Source organism: Pantoea sp. C8B4 (assembly GCF_051336905.1).
Taxonomy (GTDB): domain Bacteria; phylum Pseudomonadota; class Gammaproteobacteria; order Enterobacterales; family Enterobacteriaceae; genus Pantoea; species Pantoea rwandensis_B.
Window position 1 is genome coordinate 18648 of the sequence record NZ_JBGMNK010000020.1, and the last position, 21382, is coordinate 40029.

At 54.4% G+C, this 21382-nt stretch carries 19 protein-coding genes; 4 read left to right on the plus strand and 15 right to left on the minus strand.

Annotation, left to right across the window (positions count from 1 at the left end; translation table 11 throughout):
• Positions 1-2: 2 nt before the first annotated feature.
• The 6 genes from ftsB to cysG form a co-directional block, all read right to left on the minus strand.
• Entirely contained in the window at positions 3-320 is a 318-nt protein-coding gene (gene ftsB, locus ACCW76_RS18920) for a cell division protein FtsB (protein ID WP_007893240.1), read from the minus strand.
• Positions 321-491: 171 nt separating this feature from the next.
• Positions 492-812 carry a DUF3561 family protein gene (locus ACCW76_RS18925; RefSeq protein WP_058961495.1) on the minus strand — a complete coding sequence of 107 codons (321 nt, stop codon included), beginning with the start codon at positions 810-812 and terminating at the stop codon, positions 492-494.
• A gap of 56 nt (positions 813-868) precedes the next feature.
• The gene (gene cysC, locus ACCW76_RS18930) at positions 869-1474 is read right to left on the minus strand and encodes an adenylyl-sulfate kinase (protein WP_436339757.1); all 606 of its coding nucleotides are present in this window, start codon (positions 1472-1474) and stop codon (positions 869-871) included.
• Complete coding sequence (cysN, locus tag ACCW76_RS18935; protein ID WP_045816431.1) at positions 1474-2901, minus strand: sulfate adenylyltransferase subunit CysN; 1428 nt, start codon at positions 2899-2901, stop codon at positions 1474-1476. Before cysN ends, cysC begins: the two co-directional genes overlap by 1 nt.
• A 10-nt stretch (positions 2902-2911) precedes the next feature.
• Positions 2912-3820 carry a sulfate adenylyltransferase subunit CysD gene (gene cysD, locus ACCW76_RS18940; protein ID WP_034823008.1) on the minus strand — a complete coding sequence of 303 codons (909 nt, stop codon included), beginning with the start codon at positions 3818-3820 and terminating at the stop codon, positions 2912-2914.
• 9 nt (positions 3821-3829) lie between these two features.
• Positions 3830-5245 (minus strand): siroheme synthase CysG, encoded by a 1416-nt coding sequence (cysG, locus tag ACCW76_RS18945; RefSeq protein WP_038645158.1) that lies wholly within the window; start codon positions 5243-5245, stop codon positions 3830-3832.
• Between the two features lie 248 nt (positions 5246-5493).
• On the opposite strand from cysG, the gene ACCW76_RS18950 reads away from it, so the two are divergent.
• Complete coding sequence (locus ACCW76_RS18950) at positions 5494-6513, plus strand: aminopeptidase (RefSeq protein WP_038645156.1); 1020 nt, start codon at positions 5494-5496, stop codon at positions 6511-6513.
• 9 nt (positions 6514-6522) lie between these two features.
• Positions 6523-6807 (plus strand): YciI family protein, encoded by a 285-nt coding sequence (locus tag ACCW76_RS18955; protein WP_038645154.1) that lies wholly within the window; start codon positions 6523-6525, stop codon positions 6805-6807.
• A gap of 99 nt (positions 6808-6906) precedes the next feature.
• On the opposite strand, the gene ACCW76_RS18960 is transcribed toward ACCW76_RS18955, so the two are convergent.
• From ACCW76_RS18960 to cysJ, 3 genes are read right to left on the minus strand one after another with little or no spacing between them, the layout of a single operon-like run.
• Entirely contained in the window at positions 6907-7641 is a 735-nt protein-coding gene (locus ACCW76_RS18960) for a phosphoadenylyl-sulfate reductase (protein WP_436339759.1), read from the minus strand.
• Positions 7638-9362, minus strand: coding sequence for an assimilatory sulfite reductase (NADPH) hemoprotein subunit (gene cysI / locus ACCW76_RS18965; protein ID WP_436339760.1), 1725 nt, complete (start codon positions 9360-9362; stop codon positions 7638-7640). Before cysI ends, ACCW76_RS18960 begins: the two co-directional genes overlap by 4 nt.
• Positions 9362-11167, minus strand: coding sequence for an NADPH-dependent assimilatory sulfite reductase flavoprotein subunit (gene cysJ / locus ACCW76_RS18970; RefSeq protein ID WP_436339761.1), 1806 nt, complete (start codon positions 11165-11167; stop codon positions 9362-9364). Before cysJ ends, cysI begins: the two co-directional genes overlap by 1 nt.
• 294 nt (positions 11168-11461) lie before the next feature.
• Between cysJ and queD the strand changes: the two genes are divergently transcribed.
• Together queD and ACCW76_RS18980 are read left to right on the plus strand one after the other, a co-directional pair.
• Positions 11462-11824, plus strand: a complete 363-nt coding sequence (queD, locus tag ACCW76_RS18975) for a 6-carboxytetrahydropterin synthase QueD (RefSeq protein ID WP_176505758.1) — start codon at positions 11462-11464, stop codon at positions 11822-11824.
• Between the two features lie 130 nt (positions 11825-11954).
• Positions 11955-12554, plus strand: coding sequence for an inorganic diphosphatase (locus tag ACCW76_RS18980; RefSeq protein ID WP_436339763.1), 600 nt, complete (start codon positions 11955-11957; stop codon positions 12552-12554).
• A gap of 106 nt (positions 12555-12660) precedes the next feature.
• Here ACCW76_RS18980 and queE read toward each other — a convergent pair whose 3' ends face one another.
• From queE to rlmD, 6 genes are all read right to left on the minus strand, one after another.
• Positions 12661-13332 (minus strand): 7-carboxy-7-deazaguanine synthase QueE, encoded by a 672-nt coding sequence (gene queE / locus ACCW76_RS18985; RefSeq protein WP_436339765.1) that lies wholly within the window; start codon positions 13330-13332, stop codon positions 12661-12663.
• Between the two features lie 149 nt (positions 13333-13481).
• On the minus strand, positions 13482-14777 hold the full coding sequence (eno, locus tag ACCW76_RS18990; protein WP_034823037.1) for a phosphopyruvate hydratase: 1296 nt from the start codon (positions 14775-14777) through the stop codon (positions 13482-13484).
• 77 nt (positions 14778-14854) lie between these two features.
• A complete protein-coding gene (gene pyrG, locus ACCW76_RS18995) occupies positions 14855-16492 on the minus strand; it encodes a glutamine hydrolyzing CTP synthase (RefSeq protein WP_034823046.1) in 1638 nt (545 codons plus the stop codon).
• Between the two features lie 249 nt (positions 16493-16741).
• Positions 16742-17533, minus strand: coding sequence for a nucleoside triphosphate pyrophosphohydrolase (gene mazG, locus ACCW76_RS19000; RefSeq protein ID WP_045816425.1), 792 nt, complete (start codon positions 17531-17533; stop codon positions 16742-16744).
• Positions 17534-17709: 176 nt separating this feature from the next.
• Entirely contained in the window at positions 17710-19944 is a 2235-nt protein-coding gene (relA, locus tag ACCW76_RS19005) for a GTP diphosphokinase (protein ID WP_034823050.1), read from the minus strand.
• A gap of 32 nt (positions 19945-19976) precedes the next feature.
• The gene (rlmD, locus tag ACCW76_RS19010; protein WP_436339768.1) at positions 19977-21293 is read right to left on the minus strand and encodes a 23S rRNA (uracil(1939)-C(5))-methyltransferase RlmD; all 1317 of its coding nucleotides are present in this window, start codon (positions 21291-21293) and stop codon (positions 19977-19979) included.
• Between the last annotated feature and the right edge of the window lie 89 nt (positions 21294-21382).

The following is a 21382-nucleotide window of genomic DNA, read 5'->3' on the forward strand; positions in this document are numbered from 1 at the left end:
GTTTATCGTTGTTGATTTTGCGCAGCTTGTTGCGCGTTACGTTTATTCTGGTCTGGCACCAGACGATAGAAAGTCTCACCGGGCTTAATCATACCCAGTTCATTACGTGCACGTTCCTCAATTGCTTCTGAACCGCCATTGAGGTCATCAATTTCGGCAAACAACTGATCGTTACGTGCTTTGAGTTTGGCGTTATTCGCCTGTTGCGACGCGACGTCTTCATTGACGCGCGTATAGTCATGAATACCGTTCTTACCCAGCCACAAGGAATATTGGAGCCATCCCAGCAGCACGAGCAACAGTAACGTCAGTTTTCCCATCCCCGCCCCCTGAAAAACGGCCCAATCATCCCATAACTTCGCACAGGACTCCACAGTGACAGTGAAAATGCCAGCAGCAGACGATTGTCTGTACAAAAAACGACAAGGCTAAAAGCGGGACGGCAGGTAAAGTTTTGTAACCTGCCGATGCGTTTGCACATCAGGTACGGGTTACCAACCAGAGAGAAATGAGAACAGCAGCCAGAATAGGCAGACAACAACAATCGCGGTGATCACCCCACTCCAGAACAAGCGCCCACGAATCATTAAGCTCAGTACGATGCCAATCAGGACCGAAACCGGTAACAACGCGAGGAAGAAAGGCCAGGTGTAGAGAAAGAAGAACAGCGTATTGGAGCCGTAGAGCATGAACGGAATCGCCAGCGCGCACCAGTACGAGAGAAAGCCAATCACGCCGCCCGGCAGTGATGAGCGGGACTCATCCGGGGTGCGTTCATCTTTACGTGCCAGCATGGGGGTAACGTTCTGCATAGAGATCCTGTTGACGCTAAAAAGCGGCAAACCACACGAGATTTGCCGCTGTCGGTTCAGGATCTGATGATATCGCGGTGACGCAGGAGGTCTAACAATTGGGCGGTCAAGTTTGTAACTAATTGTTCGCCATCTAAGTGAATTTCCGGCGCGTCTGGCGCCTCATAAACACTGTCGATACCGGTAAAATTGCGCAGCTCACCGGCACGCGCTTTTTTATACAAACCTTTGGGGTCACGCGCTTCACACACGACCAGCGGCGTATCGACAAACACTTCGACAAACTGCCCGGTGCCGAGCAAATCACGCACCATCTGACGCTCCGCGCGATGCGGCGAAATAAAGGCGGTTAATACCACTAAACCGGCATCCACCATCAGTTTCGCCACTTCTCCTACGCGCCGGATGTTCTCTTTACGATCGTCATCACTGAAGCCGAGGTCACGGCACAGGCCGTGACGCACGTTATCGCCATCCAGCAGATAGGTGCTGACGCCCGCGCGATGCAGCGCCTGCTCCAGCGCACCGGCCACCGTGGATTTTCCCGAGCCTGATAACCCGGTAAACCACAGCACCACGCCTTGATGGCCGTGCTGCTGTTCCCGCTCTTCTCGGGTCACCGGATGGTCATGCCACACCACGTTTTCGTCGTGTTGGGCCATTACTTGCCACCCAGCAGGTCGCGCGCATTCCAGTGTGGGAAATGACGACGCACCAGTGCATTCAACTCCAGCTCAAATTCACTGTATTGACCGGCTTGCCCGCGCACATCCGTCAGCGGTTGATTGATCATCCCCGCACCGACGGTGACATTGCTCAGGCGATCGATAAAGATCATGCCGCCCGTGACCGGGTTCTGGCGATACGCATCCAGTACCATCGGCTCATCAAACGTGATTTCGACCAGGCCGATACCGTTCAGCGGCAGGCTTTCCACCGCACGTTTTTCCAGCGTGTTGATCTCCACCTGATGGATGATCTTCTCGATACGACCACGCGCTTTCTTACCGGCAATCTTTACTTCGTAGCTTTGACCCGGCTGTAGCGGCTGTTCTGCCATCCATACCACATCAACCGTGGCAGATTGCACCGCTTGCAACTCAGCAGCGGCATCGACCAACAGGTCGCCACGGCTGATGTCGATCTCATCTTTCAGCACCAGCGTAATGGCTTCACCCGCTGCCGCTTCCTGCAAATCACCGTCAAAAGTCACAATGCGCGAAATCGTTGATTCGACGCCAGATGGCAGCACTTTTACGCGCTGTCCCACCTGCACCGTGCCCGATGCCAGCGTACCGGCATAACCACGGAAATCGAGGTTTGGACGGTTCACATACTGCACCGGGAAGCGCATCGGCTGATGATCCACCACGCGGTTCAGTTCCACGGTTTCCAGCACGTCAAGCAGCGTCGGGCCGCTGTACCATGGCATGGTCACACTTGGCGTCGCCACGTTATCGCCTTCCAGCGCAGACATCGGCACAAAGCGAATATCGAGATCTTCCGGCAGCTGACCAGCAAAATCGAGGTAAGACTGTTTGATCTGTTCAAAAGTCTCCTGCTTGTAATCCACCAAATCCATCTTGTTGATGGCGACGACCAAATGCTTGATACCCAGCAGCGTCGAGATAAAGCTGTGACGACGAGTCTGATCCAGCACGCCTTTGCGCGCATCGATCAGCAGAATCGCCAGATCACAAGTGGATGCGCCAGTCGCCATGTTACGGGTGTACTGCTCATGTCCCGGCGTATCCGCGATGATGAATTTGCGTTTCTCGGTGGAGAAGTAGCGATACGCCACGTCGATGGTGATGCCCTGCTCACGCTCGGCCTGCAGGCCATCCACCAGCAGCGCCAGATCGAGTTTCTCGCCCTGGGTGCCGTGACGCTTGCTGTCGTTGTGCAGCGAAGAGAGCTGATCTTCATAAATCTGACGGGTATCGTGCAGCAGGCGACCAATCAGCGTACTTTTGCCGTCGTCGACGCTACCGCAGGTCAGGAAACGCAGCAGGCTTTTGTGTTGTTGCGCGGTCAGCCAAGCTTCGACTCCGCCCTGATCGGCAATCTGTTGTGCAATTACGGTATTCATCTGCGTCTCCTTAGAAATAACCCTGACGTTTCTTCATTTCCATCGAACCGGCCTGGTCGCGGTCAATCACGCGTCCCTGGCGTTCACTGGTGGTGGAGACCAGCATCTCTTCAATAATTTCCGGCAGCGTTTGCGCTTCGGATTCGACAGCACCGGTCAGCGGCCAGCAGCCGAGGGTACGGAAACGCACCATACGCTGTTTGATCACTTCGCCAGGCTGCAGATCAATGCGATCGTCATCAATCATCATCAGCATGCCATCGCGCTCCAACACCGGACGCGGCGCAGCAAGGTACAACGGCACGATTTCGATGTTTTCCAGGAAGATGTACTGCCAGATATCCAGCTCAGTCCAGTTGGAGAGTGGGAACACGCGAATGCTCTCGCCTTTGTTGATCTGGCCGTTGTAGTTATGCCACAGCTCTGGACGCTGATTTTTCGGATCCCAACGATGGAAACGGTCGCGGAACGAGTAGATACGCTCTTTGGCACGTGACTTCTCTTCGTCACGACGTGCACCACCAAAGGCAGCATCAAAACCGTACTTATTCAGCGCCTGTTTCAGCCCCTCGGTTTTCATGATGTCGGTGTGCTTGGCGCTACCGTGGACGAACGGGTTGATGCCCATCGCCACGCCTTCCGGGTTACGGTGAACCAGCAGTTCCGCGCCCATGTTTTTCACAGTGCGATCGCGAAACTCGTACATTTCACGGAATTTCCAGCCGGTATCAACGTGCAGCAGCGGAAATGGCAGCGTGCCAGGATAGAAGGCCTTACGCGCCAGATGCAGCATCACCGAGGAGTCTTTACCGATGGAGTACATCATCACCGGGTTGCTGAACTCGGCCGCCACCTCGCGGATGATATGGATACTCTCTGCCTCCAGTTGGCGCAGATGAGTAAGACGATTTTGGTCCATAATTTTTCCTCAAGCCAAATTGACAACGGCGGACTCGCGAGCCCCCTGCTGTGCCGAATGTTGGAACCAGGCTAATTGCCCGTGTAAATTCACCACTTCGCCAATCACGATGAGTGCTGGCGTGGGCGCGGCCACTGCCAGCGCCTCTAGTTGATCTAATGTTCCGGTCAGCACTTGCTGATCCTGTCGCGTGCCACAGCCAATTACTGCCACTGGCGTGGAAGCCGCGCGTCCATGTTCGATAAGGCCCGCCGCGATTTCTGCCGCTTTCAACGTGCCCATATAAATCGCTAAGGTCTGACGCGCACGCGCCAGAGTTGGCCAGTCGATGCCTTCGCTATCACTGCGTAAGTGGCCGGTGACAAACAGCACGCTCTGCGCGTGATCGCGATGGGTTAACGGAATCCCGGCATAGGCGGTGGCACCCGCCGCTGCGGTAATGCCCGGCACCACCTGGAACGGAATGCCCGCTGCCTTCGCCGCCTGCAACTCTTCGCCGCCGCGACCAAAGATAAAGGGATCGCCACCTTTCAGACGCACCACGCGTTTACCCTGCTGCGCCAGCTCGACCAGCATCGCATTGGTCTCTTCCTGAGATACGGAGTGTGCTCCAGCGCGTTTACCGACGCAGATGCGGTCGGCATCACGGCGCACCAGTTCTAACACTTCGTCGCTCACCAGATGGTCATACAGCACCACATCCGCCAGTTGCATCACCTGCAGGCCACGTAACGTCAGTAAACCGCTATCACCTGGACCCGCGCCCACCAGCGTGATTTCACCCTGGTTGTCGCTGCTGTTCTCTAACTCGCGGTCCAGCGTGCGGCGGGCTTCATTGACGTTTCCGGCTGACATCTGGCTGGCGAACAAACCGTTAAATGCCCGCTCCCAAAAACGACGACGTTCCGACATGCTGTGATAGCGCTGTTTAACCTTGTCACGCCACTGTCCCGCCACTTCAGCCATCTGGCCGAGATTGGCAGGTAACAACGACTCAATTTTTTCACGCAGTAAACGAGCCAACACCGGCGCGGTACCACTGGAGGAGATCGCCACCACCAACGGGGAGCGATCGACAATTGAAGGGAAGATAAAACTGCACTTGGGCTGATCGTCGACGACGTTGACCAGCTTGTGGCGGGCATTGGCGGCATCAAAAACCTGCGCATTGAGCGCGTTATCATCAGTGGCAGCGATGACTAAGAAGACGCCATCCAGTTGAACTGGATCGAAGTGATGTGCAATCCACTCAATGGCATCGATTTCCAGCAGCGCCTGCAACTCATGGCCGAGGTCGCGCGCTGCTATCAGCACACGCGCACCGGCACGTCGCAGCAGTTCGATTTTACGCGCCGCGATTTCACCACCGCCAACAACCAGCACTGGACGGTTTTTGAGATCGGCAAAGAGAGGCAGATAATCCACGTTAACCTTGTTAGTTTTACAATAAGTTAACGCGACTATACTTTCCCACCTTCTGGCAGATGAAATTACGAATTGGCATTAGTAGTTACCGAATGGAATAACGCCCCAGGATTGCTGATAACAATTTGTGCTTAACAGATGATATTGCTGGTGTTTCGGAGCAATTCAAATTGTGCAATCGCGGTCACAGTTTCATACTAACCCGGAATTTTTTTAGCATCACGGGATGACATAAAAGGACAATTACTATGTTTGCCACTCTCCGCCGCACCGTGCTGGCTGCACTGATCGCGGGCGGTTTGCCTCTCTTTGCCCATGCTGCAAGCTACGCGCCAGGGCATTTTGCCGAACAGCAGCTACGCCACATCGCCACCTACTTCCCTGGCCGTATGAGCGGCAGCCCTGCTGAGCTGATGACGGCCGACTATTTGCAGCAGCAATTCACCGAGCTTGGCTATAAGAGTAATACCCGCCAGTTCAATACCAGCTACAACTGGTTAGAGCGCAAGGGCGAAACCCGCGCACGTAAAGTCTCCGCCACGTCGGTGATCGCCGCGCGCAGCGGTGCGGTGCCACAAGAAATCCTGATCGTCACGCATCTCGATACCTGGACGCCTCTCAGCCGCCATGAAGCGGATAGCAATCTGGGCGGCCTGCGTTTACAAGGTGTGGACGACAATGCATCCGGTCTGGGTGTGATGCTGGAACTGGCGCAACAGCTGAGTAAAACGCCACTGCACTACGGCGTGCGCTTTGTCGCGCTTAGCGCTGGTGAAGCCGGGCTGCACGGGATGGATGACTACCTGTCGCGCATGAGCGCGCAGGAGAAAAAGAACACGCTGCTGGTGATTGATCTCAACAGCCTGATCGTCGGCGATCACCTCTATTTTAACAGTGGTGCCAATACGCCCTCTGCGGTACGCAAGCAGACCAGCGCACGCGCCGTGCAGCTCGCACATCGCTACGGTATTTCCGCCGCCAGCCACACGCTGACGGCACGCGACTATCCGGGCGTGAATCCCTTTGATAAAGCCGGCATGCCGCTGCTGGATGTCACTGCCGCCAACTGGGCGCTGGGTAACAAAGACGGACAGCAGCAGCGGGCGCACAGTAGCCACTTCCCGGAGGGCAACGTACGCCACCAAACCGACCGTGATAACCTCAATTATCTGGATCGCTGGCTACCGGGCCGGATTACGCAACGCACGCGTGATAGCGTGAAGATCTTACTGCCGCTGGTCACCGAGCTGGCTAACCCAACAACTTAAGGATTTGCTATGTACGTGGTGTATCTCAACTATTTCCGTCCGGCAGAAGAAGCCGATGCGCTGCTGGCGCCACACATTGAGTGGCTGGATCGATACTTTGACAGCGGTGACTTTATTGCAGCAGGCCGTAAAGATCCGCGCACCGGCGGCATGGTGCTGGTGAAGGAGATGGATCGCGCCCGTTTGGATACTATCCTCGCGGAAGATCCTTTTGTCGCGGTGGCGCATTATGACGTGACAAAAGTGAACGTGACGCGTGCAGCGGAGGCGTTTGAAGGGTTAAAAGGGATTTAAGGACGACATAGTAGCGGCACGATTTATCGTGTACCTGTCAGCGTTAGAGGCGCTGCAGGGAGGCGCGATAAATCACGCCGCTACCCTTTTATTGATGCATCAACCTTCGTGCAATCCGCACTCGCGCTTCAGGCCAAAGAAGCGTGTCTCTTCTTCTGCCATGCCCGGTTCCCACTTCTTAGTGGTGTGCGTATCGCCCACTGACAAATAACCTTCGTCCCACAGCGGATGATACTTGAGGCCATGTTGCTTCAGATACTGATGCACTTGACGGTTATCCCAGTCAATGATTGGCAGAATCTTGAACACACCGCGCTGCACCGCCAGTACCGGCAAACTGGCGCGGCTGCCTGACTGGTCACGGCGTAGACCCGCAAACCAGGTCTGCGCACCCAGGGTTTCCAGCGCGCGATTCATCGGTTCGACCTTGTTGATTTGGTTGTACTGCTCAATCCCCTCGACGCCCTGCTCCCACAGTTTGCCGTAGCGCGCTTCCTGCCATGCTGGAGAAGTCTCAGCACGGAAGATTTGCAGATTGAGATTGAGCTTCTCAGTCAACTCATCAATAAAGCGGTAAGTTTCCGGGAACAGATAGCCGGTATCGGTCAGGATCACCGGCGTATCCGGTTTCTGCTGCGTCACCATATGCAGCAGAACCGCCGCCTGAATACCAAAGCTGGAGGACAGCACGAACGCACCCGGCATATTCTCCAGCGCCCAGTTCACGCGTTGCTCAGCGGAGAGTTTCTCCAGCTGCACGTTGCTTTCGGCCAATGCCATGATGCGATCGACTTTGCTGCCACTATTCAGTGCTGCGAGATCAAGTACCGTCATACTGCCTCCGAGTCCCAAAAATCACGGGCGGGATCCACCACGGCTTTGATGATGCCAGCGCGAATCACGAAGTCACCGAAGCCTTCATCGGCCTGACGCTCGGTTGCCCAGCGCGCCACCAATTCGTCGATGCTGGCCAGAATTTCGCCTTCGTTGATGTTTTCGCGGTACATACGTGGAATGCGTGTACCCATGCGATTGCCGCCAATGTGTAAGTTGTAACGGCCTGGTGCTTTACCCACCAAACCTAACTCAGCCAGCAAAGCACGGCCACAGCCGTTCGGGCAACCGGTAACGCGTAACACTATGTGCTCTTCACCGACGCCGTGCTTATGCATGATCTCTTCAACCTTGGTCACAAACGAAGGCAGGAAGCGTTCGGCTTCGGCCATCGCTAATGGGCAGGTTGGGAAAGCCACACAGGCCATGGAGTTTTCACGCTGCGGCGTCACCACTTCCATCAAACCGTGTTCACGGGCGATAGCTTCGATCTGCGCTTTTTGCTTCTCGGGCACACCGGCCACGATCAGGTTCTGGTTGGCAGTCAGGCGGAAATCGCCTTGGTGAATTTTGGCAATTTCAGCGATGCCGCGTTTCAGCGGACGGCCTGGATAATCCAGCAGACGGCCGTTTTCAATAAACAGCGTCAGATGCCATTTCTTATCAATGCCTTTCACCCAGCCAACGCGGTCACCACGCGTGGTAAACGCGTAAGGACGAATCGGTTCAAACGTCAGGCCAGCACGCTTTTCAACTTCCGCTTTGAAGGTTTCGACACCCACACGTTCCAGCGTGTACTTGGTTTTGGCATTTTTACGATCGGTACGGTTCCCCCAGTCGCGCTGCGTGGTCACTACCGCAGCCGCCACATCAAGGATCTTCTCTACTGGCAGGAAGCCAAACTCACTCGCAGTACGCGCATAAGTCGCTTTATTACCGTGATCGATCGACAACCCACCGCCAACCAACAGGTTAAAGCCAATCAGCTTGCCGTTCTCAGCAATGGCGATGAAGTTCAGGTCATTCGCATGCAGGTCGACATCGTTATGCGGTGGCACCACCACGGTCGTTTTGAACTTACGCGGCAGATAGGTTTCGCCCAGAATCGGCTCTTTATCCGTCGTGGCAACTTTTTCTTTATCCCACCAAATCTCAGCGTATGCGCGGGTTTGCGGCAGCAGGTGCTCAGAGAGCTTTTTCGCCCACTCGTAGGCTTCCTGGTGCAGTTCCGACTCGACCGGATTCGAGGTACAGAGCACGTTACGGTTAACGTCATTCGCCGTTGCCAATGCATCGAGGCCAACTTCGTGCAGCATCTGGTGCGTTGGCTTCACGTTCTTTTTCAGAATGCCGTGAAACTGGAAGGTCTGACGGTTGGTCAGACGGATGCTGCCATAAATGGTTTTGTCGGTGGCGAACTTATCAATCGCCAGCCACTGGGTTGGCGTGATGATGCCGCCCGGCAAGCGGCAACGCAGCATCATTGCGTGGCGGGGCTCAAGTTTCTGCGCCGCACGCTCCGCACGAATATCGCGGTCGTCCTGCTGGTACATGCCGTGGAAACGGATCAACAGGAAGTTATCGCCACTGAAGCCGCCGGTCAGGCCATCATCGAGATCCTCGAGAATGGTGCCGCGCAGATAGTTACTCTGTTTTTTCAGACGCTCTGCGTCGGTCAGCTTGCCTTCAACGACCAGCGGTCCAGGATGTTTTTCGCTCATTAGTAAACGTCTCGCTGATAACGGCGCTCAATGCGCAGCTCACTTAAAAATTCGTCAGCCGTTTCACGATCCATGCCGCCGTGTTCGACCACCACATCCAGTAATGCCTGCTCAACGTCTTTCGCCATGCGATTAGCGTCGCCGCAGACGTAAAGGTGCGCGCCTTCTTCAATCCAGCGCCACACTTCCGCCCCTTTGGCGCGGATTTTATCTTGTACGTATATTTTCTCAGCCTGGTCGCGTGACCACGCTAAATCAATGTTGGTTAGCAAACCGTCTTTGACGTATTTCTGCCATTCCACCTGATAGAGGAAATCATCGGTGAAGTGCGGATTACCAAAGAACAGCCAGTTTTTGCCGCCTGCGCCGTCGTTATCACGCTGCTGCATAAAGGAACGGAACGGCGCGATACCCGTGCCGGGGCCGACCATGATCACCGGAGTTTCCGGATTCGCCGGCAAGCGGAAGTTGTCGTTGTGTTCGATGAACACGCGGATGTCTCCCTCTTCTTCGATACGATCTGCCAGCCAGGTTGAAGCACCGCCGCCGCGCTGACGACCATCAATCTCGTAACGCACCGCACCGACAGTAATATGTACTTCGGTATCCGTTTCCGCTTGCGATGAAGCAATCGAATAGAGGCGCGGTGTGAGAGGACGCAATAGACCAGTGAGCTGTTCTGCATTGAGTTCAGTGGGTGCCTGACGCACCATATCGACAATCGGGAAGCTCTGCGCATAGCTCTGTAATTTCGGTTTATCACCCGACAGCGCCAGCAGCGCATCATTGCGTGACAGCGCAGCATACTGTTCAACGATCTGCGGCGTGTTCACCGTCAATTCATAATGCTTTTGCAGCGCTTCAGCCAGCGGCAGGTTTTCACCGTTAACCTCAACCGGCTCATCGCCTTTCAGCCACACCAGTTGCAGCAGTTCCTGCACCAGTTCGGCGTCATTCTCAAACCACACTCCCAGCGCATCGCCGGGCTGATAGCGCAGACCAGAATCGCCCAGATCGATTTCGATATGGCGAACATCTTTATCCGAATCGCGACCGGTAATTTTTTGGTTAGCGGCAAAACTGGCGGTCAGCGGCGCTTCTTTGGTGTAAGGGCTGCTGTGAATGTCATTCACAGCACCGGAAGCCGTCACGGCCGCCACTACTGAAGGCTCACTTGGCACGCGCGCTTTCAGAATCTCGGTCAGCTGTTGACGCCAGGCCGCAGCTTGCTCTTTGTATTCCACATCGGCATCAACACGATCCAGCAGGCGTTCTGCACCCAGTTCCGCCAGGCGCTCATCAAAATCTTTACCGGCTTTGCTAAAGAATTCGTAAGAGGTATCGCCGAGGCCGAACACCGCAAACGCGGCGCCAGCAGCAAATTTCGGCGCTTTTTTCGACAGCAGGAATTTGTGCAACGCCACGGCTTCTTCTGGTGGCTCACCTTCACCTTGAGTGGAAGTGACAACAACCAGTAATTTCTCCTGACCGATTTGCTTAAACTTGTAGTCACCGGCGTTCACCAGATTAACGCTCAGCTTAGCGGCCAACAGGTCGTCACGCAGCTGTTCAGCCAGGCGACGTGCGTTACCGGTCTGCGATGCGGAGATCAGCGTGATGGTTGGCACCTCGGCCTGCACCGGCGCAGGTGCGGCAACGGCGCCCGGCGTCTGGTTGACCATGCCCCAGAAGTAGCCGGAAAGCCAGGCCATCTGAGTGGTGTTAAAATCCGTGGTCGCTGCCTGTAAGCGCGCGAGTTGCTCCGGATTAAGCGGAAGCATTGAACCTGGTGCCTGAGTCGTCATCGCGTTAAAAATTCCAGTGTCTGAAGTCCGGACCGATATATGGCGGAAGAGTGGGTAGGTTACCGGGCTGTATATTAACGATTAAATACGCCTTCGACATAATTAATAACCAAAATGACTAAGTGGTTTTTCGGGTAATGTTAATCGGCAAAAGTGGTAAATAAAGATGCGTTTATTCAATACGTTAATCAACTTGTTGCGGCATGGGCGTGCGCAAAATGCCCTTTTCATCGTAAGCGGGTGCGAAAAATCTGTGATTCAGGTAGAATTCGGCGGTTTTTAAGTCTGAGAGCCATTATGTCTACCACGCTGTTTAAAGAGTTCCAGTTCGAATCTGCCCACCGCCTGCCGCATGTGCCTGAAGGGCATAAATGTGGTCGTCTGCATGGCCATTCGTTCCTGGTGCGATTAGAAATCACCGGTGAAGTGGATGCGCATACCGGTTGGGTAATGGATTTTGCCGAACTGAAAGCGGCGTTTATGCCGATTTATGATCGTCTCGATCATCACTATCTGAATGATATTCCAGGCCTGGAAAATCCAACCAGCGAAGTGCTGGCAAAATGGATTTGGGATCAGATGAAGCCGATCCTGCCAGAACTGAGTGCAGTGATGATCAAAGAAACCTGTACCGCTGGGTGTACTTATAAAGGTTAATCACTGTTAACGGGCTGCCGCTGTGCAGCCTGACTTTCCTGCTATACGCTTCTTTACGTTCACTTCATCTCGCTGTCATCTGTCCCCTCTACGTTGTTGTCTCCTTCATTAAAGATCAAGAGAATCAACAATGAACTTCGTTAAACGTCTTTCTGTCATTGCTTTGCTTGTTTCAGCCTCTGCTGCCGCTCAGGCGCAAAACGTACTGGATTTTCCGCAGCCAGAGAAAGTCCCGGATGAGTTCTATGCCGTGACTGAGATTCCTGCAGGCGGGATGATTAAATACGAAACCGATGCGAAAACCGGTTTCATCGTTGCTGACCGTTTCCAGTCGATGCCGGTTGCCTATCCGGCGAACTACGGTTCACTGACTCAGTCGCTGGGCGGTGATGGCGATCCGCTGGACGTGATCTTCTACACCCGCGCGCCACTGCAACCGGGCACACTGATCAAACTGCGCCCGATTGGCGTGCTGAAAATGATTGATGGTGGCGAAGTGGACGACAAGATTGTTGCGGTTCCAACCAGCAAAATCGACCCAACCTATGACGACATCAAAGAGATGAAAGACCTGCCGAAGATGGAGCAAGAGCGTCTGCAGGCGTTCTTCCGCGTGTATAAGCAGTTGCCAGATGGTCGTAAAAAAGTTGAGCTGAATGGTTTTGAGGATGCGGCGAAAGCCAAAGCTGAGATCAAACAGGCGTTCGACGCGTATAAAGCGAAGCAGTAATACGTTCGGCTGCACCGGTACGGGCTTGAACAAGGTCGCCATAAATAGCGACCTTGCGGAATCGGTGCAAATTTCGCCGGGTGCGCATTGATGCGCACCGAATTCATCAGGCGATATTCAAATACTTATGTGTCTGCATCGAAAGGCGCCAGTTACGCGCAATGCAGGTCTCAATGCACAGTTTGGTGGCCGCATCGCCACGACTGATCGGTTGCAGTGCCACGATGCGCTTCTTGTCATCATGCAAGCCTGCCAGCAGCCCATCCAAGGCTTCCACATCTCGCTCACGCGCCACTGGATGTTTAATCTCATCGGCACGCTGCAACGCCTGCGGCAGCACATCATAACCACCGCGCATATTCACCTTCGGTGAAACTGTCACCCATGTGGCGTCAGAACAGTGCACTTCATGCGTACCACTGGTCTCAATCTGGCACTCGAAACCGGCCGCTTCCAACGCCTCGGTCAACGGGCGCAAATCAAAAATAGCCGGTTCGCCACCGGTGATCACCACATGGCGTGCAGTCCAGCCCTGACGTTGAATAGTCTCAATCAGCATCGCCGCATCGGCACTGCCCCAGGCATCACTCTCCACGGTTTTCACCAGAATATCGCCCAGCGAGGTCTCCCGATCGGCCAGTTTTTCCCACGTATGCTTGGTATCACACCAGCTACAGCCCACCGGACATCCCTGTAAGCGGATGAACAGCGCCGGAACACCGGTGTAAAATCCTTCGCCCTGCAGGGTCTGGAACATTTCGTTAATCGGGTAGAACATTTTTTACTCACGTCTAAAATTCGAGGCGCAGATTATGGCAGATTTTCACCGCCGGTTCACAGCTGCTTCGTGCCAAAAAAGCAAAAGCCCCGCACGAGGCGGGGCTTTATCAGCGATGATGCGGCCAATCCGGCCACATCAACAGACCCTTACTGGCCTTTAACTTCTTTCAGACCGTTGAACGGGGCTTTGTCGCCCAGCGCTTCTTCGATACGAATCAGTTGGTTGTACTTAGCAACACGGTCAGAACGGCTCATAGAACCGGTTTTGATCTGGCCTGCTGCAGTACCGACCGCCAGGTCAGCGATGGTCGCATCTTCAGTTTCACCTGAACGGTGTGAAATCACCGCAGTGTAACCTGCATCTTTTGCCATCTTGATTGCAGCCAGCGTTTCGGTCAGAGAACCGATCTGGTTGAATTTGATCAGGATGGAGTTAGCGATGCCTTTATCGATACCTTCTTTCAGGATCTTGGTATTGGTCACGAACAGGTCGTCACCTACCAGCTGAATTTTGTCGCCCAGTACTTTGGTCTGGTAAGCGAAGCCCGCCCAGTCAGACTCGTCCAAACCGTCTTCGATAGACACGATTGGGTACTGTTTGGTCAGGTCTTCCAGGAAGTGCGTGAACTCTTCAGAGGTGAAGGCTTTGTTGCCTTCGCCAGCCAGCACATATTTGCCGTCTTTGTAGAATTCAGACGCTGCACAGTCCATCGCCAGGGTGATGTCTTTGCCCAGCTCGTAGCCTGCTGCTTTTACCGCTTCAGCGATAACAGCCAGCGCTTCGGCGTTAGAACCCAGGTTAGGCGCGTAGCCACCTTCGTCACCGACCGCAGTGCTCATGCCTTTGGCTTTCAGCACTTTTGCCAGGTTGTGGAAAACTTCAGAACCCATACGGATGGCTTCTTTCACGTTTTTCGCGCCAACAGGCTGAATCATGAATTCCTGGATATCAACGTTGTTATCCGCGTGCTCACCACCGTTGATGATGTTCATCATAGGCAGTGGCATAGAGAATTTGCCTGGGGTGCCGTTCAGTTCAGCGATGTGCGCGTACAGTGGCAGGCCTTTAGAAGCCGCAGCCGCTTTAGCTGCTGCCAGCGAAACCGCCAGAATGGCGTTAGCGCCGAAGTTGGATTTGTTCTCAGTACCGTCCAGCTCGATCATGATCTTATCGATGTTCGCCTGGTCTTTGGCATCTTTACCGGTCACCGCAGCAGCGATAGGACCGTTAACAGCGGCAACCGCTTTGGTCACGCCTTTGCCCAGGAAACGAGATTTGTCACCGTCACGCAGCTCCAGTGCTTCGCGAGAACCGGTTGAAGCACCTGATGGCGCAGCAGCCAGACCAACGAAACCGCCTTCCAGATGCACTTCTGCTTCTACAGTCGGGTTGCCACGGGAGTCGATGATTTCGCGACCGATGACTTTTACGATTTTGGACATTCGATTTTCCTCAGTACAAGTTAGTCAATCCTAAGACAAACAACGCGCGAAGAGTTCGCGCGCTGTTCGTTAAACTTTTACTTCGCTAACCGCTTCTGGTGCTCCTGCGCGGCTTTAACAAAGCCAGCGAACAGCGGATGACCATCACGCGGGGTCGACGTGAATTCCGGGTGGAACTGACAAGCTACAAACCACGGATGGTTCGGGAGTTCGATAATCTCCACCAGCTGGTCGTCGCCGGAACGGCCCGCAATATGCAGACCCGCCGCTTCAATCGGCTTCAACAGCAGATTGTTCACTTCATAACGATGACGGTGACGTTCAGTAATCACGTCAGAACCGTATAGCTGGCGCACTTTACTTTCCGGCGTCAGCTGGCACTGCTGGCTACCCAGACGCATGGTGCCGCCCAGATCGCTCTGCTCAGTACGTTGCTCAACGTTGCCTTCTTCATCACGCCATTCAGTGATCAGCGCGACCACTGGGTACTTACAGTCTGGCACAAATTCCGTTGAGTTGGCGTCTGCCATCCCGGCCACGTTGCGTGCGAATTCCATCAGCGCAACCTGCATACCCAGGCAGATACCGAGGTAAGGGATGTTGTTCTCACGCGCGTATTGCGCCGTGAGCATTTTGCCTTCCACACCACGGTAGCCGAAGCCGCCCGGGATCAGGATAGCATCCAGATCTTTCAGAATTTCGACACCGCGTGATTCCACATCCTGCGAGTCGATCAACTTAATGTTCACGGTCACACGATTTTTCAGGCCACCGTGCTTCAGTGCTTCAATCACTGACTTGTAAGCATCTGGCAGCTCGACATATTTGCCGACCATACCGATGGTCACTTCGCCGCCCGGATTGGCTTCTTCATAGATAACCTGTTCCCATTCGGCCAGGTTCGCTTCCGGTGCGCTCAGATTGAAACGCTTACAGATATAGTCATCCAGACCCTGTGATTTCAACAGGCCAGGAATCTTGTAGATGGAATCCACATCTTTCAGGGAAATAACCGCTTTCTCTGGTACGTTACAGAACAGGGCGATCTTCGCACGTTCGTTGGCCGGCACAGCACGGTCAGAACGGCAGATCAGCACATCAGGCTGGATACCGATCGACAGCAGCTCTTTCACTGAATGCTGGGTTGGCTTGGTTTTCACTTCGCCTGCAGCGGCCATATACGGCACCAAAGTCAGGTGCATATACATGGTGTGTTCACGGCCCACATCAACAGCCATCTGGCGAATCGCTTCGAGGAACGGCAGGGATTCGATATCGCCTACGGTACCGCCGATTTCCACCAGCACGACATCATGACCTTCGCCGCCTTCAATAATGCGTTCTTTGATGGCGTTGGTGATGTGTGGGATGACCTGAATCGTGGCACCCAGATAGTCACCGCGACGCTCTTTGCGCAGCACTTCTGAGTAGATACGACCGGTCGTAAAGTTGTTGCGGCGCGACATTTTGGTACGGATGAAGCGCTCGTAGTGACCCAAGTCCAGATCGGTTTCGGCCCCATCATCGGTAACAAACACTTCACCGTGCTGCGTTGGGCTCATGGTACCCGGATCGACGTTAATGTACGGATCGAGTTTCATGATGGTCACATTCAGACCACGTGCTTCAAGGATGGCTGCGAGGGAGGCTGCGGCAATGCCTTTGCCCAGAGAGGATACGACCCCGCCGGTCACAAAAATATAATTCGTTGTCATGCTGAACCTGAGAGTTTAGGTTTAAAGACGGTGGAATAACCAAGACGGGAAAATAGTATACCCGAAGTCGTCCTCAGCCACAATTGATGAATCACATCACCCCCCCGCATTGCAGCCGATAACATAGCGAATAGGCGAGGGTGAAATGTTGATGTGCGTCACAAAGTTGCCGCTTGGCTGAATCGAGTAAGCTCAAGCGGACAATTTATGCGCAATGCAGGAATAATCGACGATTTAAAGAATAACCGCTTAGTCTTTGTTCTCACTGCATTTCACCTGCTGCCAGGCGGCTTCCATTTGATCCAGGGTCGCATCCTGCATCGCCAGTCCCTGCCCGCTGATGATGGATTCAACCTGGCGGAAGCGACGCTCAAATTTATCATTGGCTTTTTGTAAGGCGATTTCGGCCTTGCTGCCCAAATGACGAGAAAGGTTGACGGTGGCAAACAGCAAATCGCCAATCTCCTCTTCCAGCTTGTCATTGTCGACCACCGCCTGCTGCGCTTCGTGCATCACTTCATCGATTTCTTCATGCACTTTATCGAGCACTGGCCCCAGGTTGTTCCAGTCGAATCCCACCGTGCTACAGCGCTTCTGGATTTTGTGAGCACGCATCAGTGCAGGCAAGGCTTTTGGAATGTCATCCAGCACCGAATGCTGTGACTTCTCTGCGCGCTCGCTGTGTTTGATCGCTTCCCAGTTTTTCAGCACTTCCTGTGTGGTTTCAGCCTGCACATCACCAAAAATATGCGGATGACGGCGCTCCAGCTTGTCGCTGATGGCGTTGCAGATGTCATCGAAATTGAAACGCTGCTGCTCATCGGCCATCTGCGCATAAAACACCACCTGAAACAGCAGGTCGCCGAGTTCACCGCGCAGGTCATCAAAGTCCTCGCGCTGAATCGCGTCGATCACTTCGTAGGTCTCTTCCAGCGTGTAAGGGGCGATGGAGGCGAAGGTCTGCTGACGATCCCACGGGCAGCCACGTTCCGGGTCGCGCAAGGTTTGCATGATGGTGAGCAGACGATTCAGGGCGGTCATGGGTAAATCCTTAGGGGTTAAAAATGGAAAAGGTCGCCAAAATGGCGACCCTGAGGCGCACCGAAATCAGGTCGACACGTCATTGATGGCCATACCCTGCACCCAAGACAACGTAGACGTGCCATTTCGGGCGTACAGTAAATGCCAGGCTGCCCTTTCATGGCGGCCTGGCCACATCAGTTCAGACGGCGTGCGTCGATGATATCCGGCACCTGGTTAAGACGCGCCAGCACGCGGCCCAGCACCTGCTGGTTGTAGATTTCGATATCCATATCAATGGTTGCCAGCTGCTTTTTGGTGTCGCTGCGGCTGGAAACGCCCAGCACGTTAACCTTCTCATTCGCCAGAATGGTGGTGATATCACGCAGTAACCCGCTGCGATCGTTGGCGGTGACGCGTACCACCAGCGAATAGCCGCTCGAGTAATCTTCGCCCCACACCGCATCGACAATACGCTCAGGCGCATGGGAGATCAGTTCGCTGAGCTGGTCACAGTCGGCACGGTGAATGGAAATTCCGCGCCCCTGGGTGATAAAGCCCACGATATCGTCACCCGGAATCGGCTGGCAGCAGCGCGCAATGTGGTGCAGCAGATTGCCTACACCTTCCACCACCACGCGTCCACTTTCTCTGCGCGCAGATGAAGGCTGATGTGATTTTTGCGTCAGCTGGCGCAGCGCTTCACGATCTTCCTCTTCCGCACTCGGCTTGTTGAGCTTGGCCTGCAGGAAGTTGACCATCTGATTGAGGCGAATATCGCCGCCGCCAATCATCGCCAGTAGCTCATCCTGCGAGCTGACGTTATAACGCGGCAGCAGAATTTTTTCTGCATCGCGGAAACTGATATCCAGCTGGCTCAACTCACTTTCAAGAATCTGGCGGCCAGCCAGAATGTTCTTGTCGCGATCTTGTTTGCGGAACCAGGCATGAATCTTCGAACGGCCACGGCTGGTGGTGATATAGCCGAGGTTCGGGTTCAGCCAGTCGCGGCTCGGGTTAGGCTGCTTCTGGGTAATGACCTCAATCTGATCGCCCATCTGCAACTGATAGGTGAACGGCACGATACGGCCGCTGATCTTGGCACCAATGCAGCGATGGCCGATATCACTGTGAATGTGATAAGCGAAGTCCAGCGGTGTTGAACCCGATGGCAGATCGACTACATCACCTTTCGGGGTAAACACGTACACCCGATCGTCAAAGACCTGGCTGCGCACCTCTTCCAGCATCTCGCCGGAATCCGCCATCTCTTCCTGCCAGGTAATCAGCTTACGCAGCCACGCAATGCGTTCTTCGTGCCCTGCCGCACCGCGCGCGTTGCTGGAAGTCGGGCCTTCTTTGTACTTCCAGTGCGCGGCCACGCCCAACTCCGCATCTTCATGCATCTGGCGAGTACGAATCTGGATCTCTACCGTCTTGCCCTGCGGACCGAGCACCACAGTGTGAATGGATTGATAACCGTTGGGTTTGGGATTGGCAACGTAGTCGTCGAACTCGCTGGGAAGATGGCGATACAGCGTGTGCACGGTGCCCAGGGCGCCATAGCAATCCTGCAAACGTTCCGCCACGATGCGCACCGCGCGCACATCGAACAGCTCATCAAACGCCAGCGACTTCTTCTGCATCTTGCGCCAGATGCTGTAGATATGTTTCGGGCGGCCATAGACTTCAGCACGCACGCCCTCCTTCTGCATCTCTGCACGTAAGTTACTCACGAAGTTATCAATGTAACCTTCGCGGTCAATACGGCGTTCATGCAGCAGTTTGGCGATGCGTTTGTACTCATCGGGGTGCAGATAGCGGAAGCAGTAATCTTCCAGCTCCCATTTGAGCTGACCGATACCCAGACGATTGGCTAACGGCGCATAGATATTGGTGCTCTCTTTGGCAGCGAGCACACGTTCGTCTTCTGGTGCATCCTTCATTTCACGCAGGTGGGCGATACGCTCTGCCAGCTTGATGACCACGCAGCGGAAATCTTCCACCATCGCCAGCAGCATGCGGCGCACGTTATCCACCTGCTCGGAGGCCATCGAATCATTGTGGATGGCTTTCAGCTGGCGGATCGCGTCCATATCACGCACGCCGTGTACCAGCGAGACAATGCCTTTGCCGAACGACTTTTCCAGCTCTTCTTCACTGACCACATCCGCGTTGGCCAGCGGGAACAGTAAGGCCGCGCGCAGGCTATCGTTGTCCATACTGAGCATGGTGAGTATTTCCACCATCTCAATACCGCGCCACAGCAGCAGAGCCTGATCTGGATGGTTGTGCGTTTCGGTTTCACAGTAGCGCCAGGTATCCGCCAATCGCTGACAGGATTGCGGATTATTGATATTTAAACTGGCGATCCACTGGTCGAGGGCAAATTCCCCTTCCGTATTCAAATGCGCACTTCTAACCGCAACCATATCCTCTCCTGCCATAACGACGAAAACGCCGCTTATGCTTTGCTAAACAGCACCATGGACTCGAGATGACTGGTATGAGGGAACATATCCAGCATCGCGACCCTTTCCAAATGGTAGCCCGCCGACAGTAATGCCTGACTGTCGCGCGCAAGTGTTGTTGGGTTACAGGAAACATAGACCACGCGTTGTGGCGCAAGTTTAACGATATGCGACATCACACCCGCGGCCCCAGCACGTGCTGGATCCAGTAACACCTTGTTAAATCCCTGCGCTGCCCACGGCTGGTGGGCAACGTCTTCTTCCAGGTTGTGCTGGAAAAAGCGGACATTTTTAAGATTATTCAGCTCAGCATTATACGCTGCCTGGTGGACTAAAGCTGCAACACCCTCCACACCCACAGCATTTTGTACGAACTTTCCTACAGGCAAAGTGAAATTGCCCATACCGCAAAACAGATCCAGCACCCGATCTTCGGGCTGTAAATCAAGCCATTCAATGGCTTTTGCCACCATCTGCTGATTCACGCCATCATTCACCTGAATGAAATCCTGCGGGCTGAAAGTCAGTTTCAAATCAAACGATTGGTAGAACGGTGCATAATCCCCCAGCGGCTGCAAAGTGTCGCCGCCGTCGGCCAGATACAGCATCAGCTGATGCTCATGCGAAAAGCGTTCCAGTTTTGCACGATCGCCTGCGGACAATGCATCAAGATGACGCAGCACCATCACCGGGCCATTGTCCGCCAGCACTAACTCGACATGGCCCAGTCGCCGTGCGGCCTGCAGGGTGCTGAGGCAGTGGTGCAATGGCTGGAGTAACGCCTCAAGCTCGGGCACCAAAATGGGGCATTGGCTTAGCGCCACTAAATCATTGGTTGCTGCCTGGCGGAACCCCATCAGCAAACGCTGCTGTTTAGGCTGCCATTGCAGTCCCAGGCGAGCGCGGCGGCGGTAGCCCCAGGTATTGCCACTGATGATCTCATTCACCTGCACCGGCAAAGGCGCATCCCGACTCAGCATTCGGCTCAGCGCACGTGCTTTACTGTCCTCCTGTAACGCGATCGCGGCATGCTGTTGCTGGCATCCACCGCAGACACCAAAGTGCACGCAGCGCGGTTTTTCCCGCTGTGCGCTCGGCTGAGTAATCTTTTTGGCTTTGGCCCGCGAGAACTGACGTTTATCTTCCACGACCATGACTTCGGCCTGTTCACCCGGCAGTGCGCCGCTGACAAACATCGCTTTGCCATTATGGCGCGCAACACCTTGTCCAAAGGGGTCAAGGTCTTCGATAGTGACGGTAATACGCTGCTTTGTCGCCACACGCTGTTTTGCGGAGTAAAATTGCGCCATAGTGTTGTGAATTCTCTAAATTAATGGGGTGTGCCATCGCAAGCGGATTGTGCACAGGGATATCAATGCCAGGATTTGCCAGGCCACAA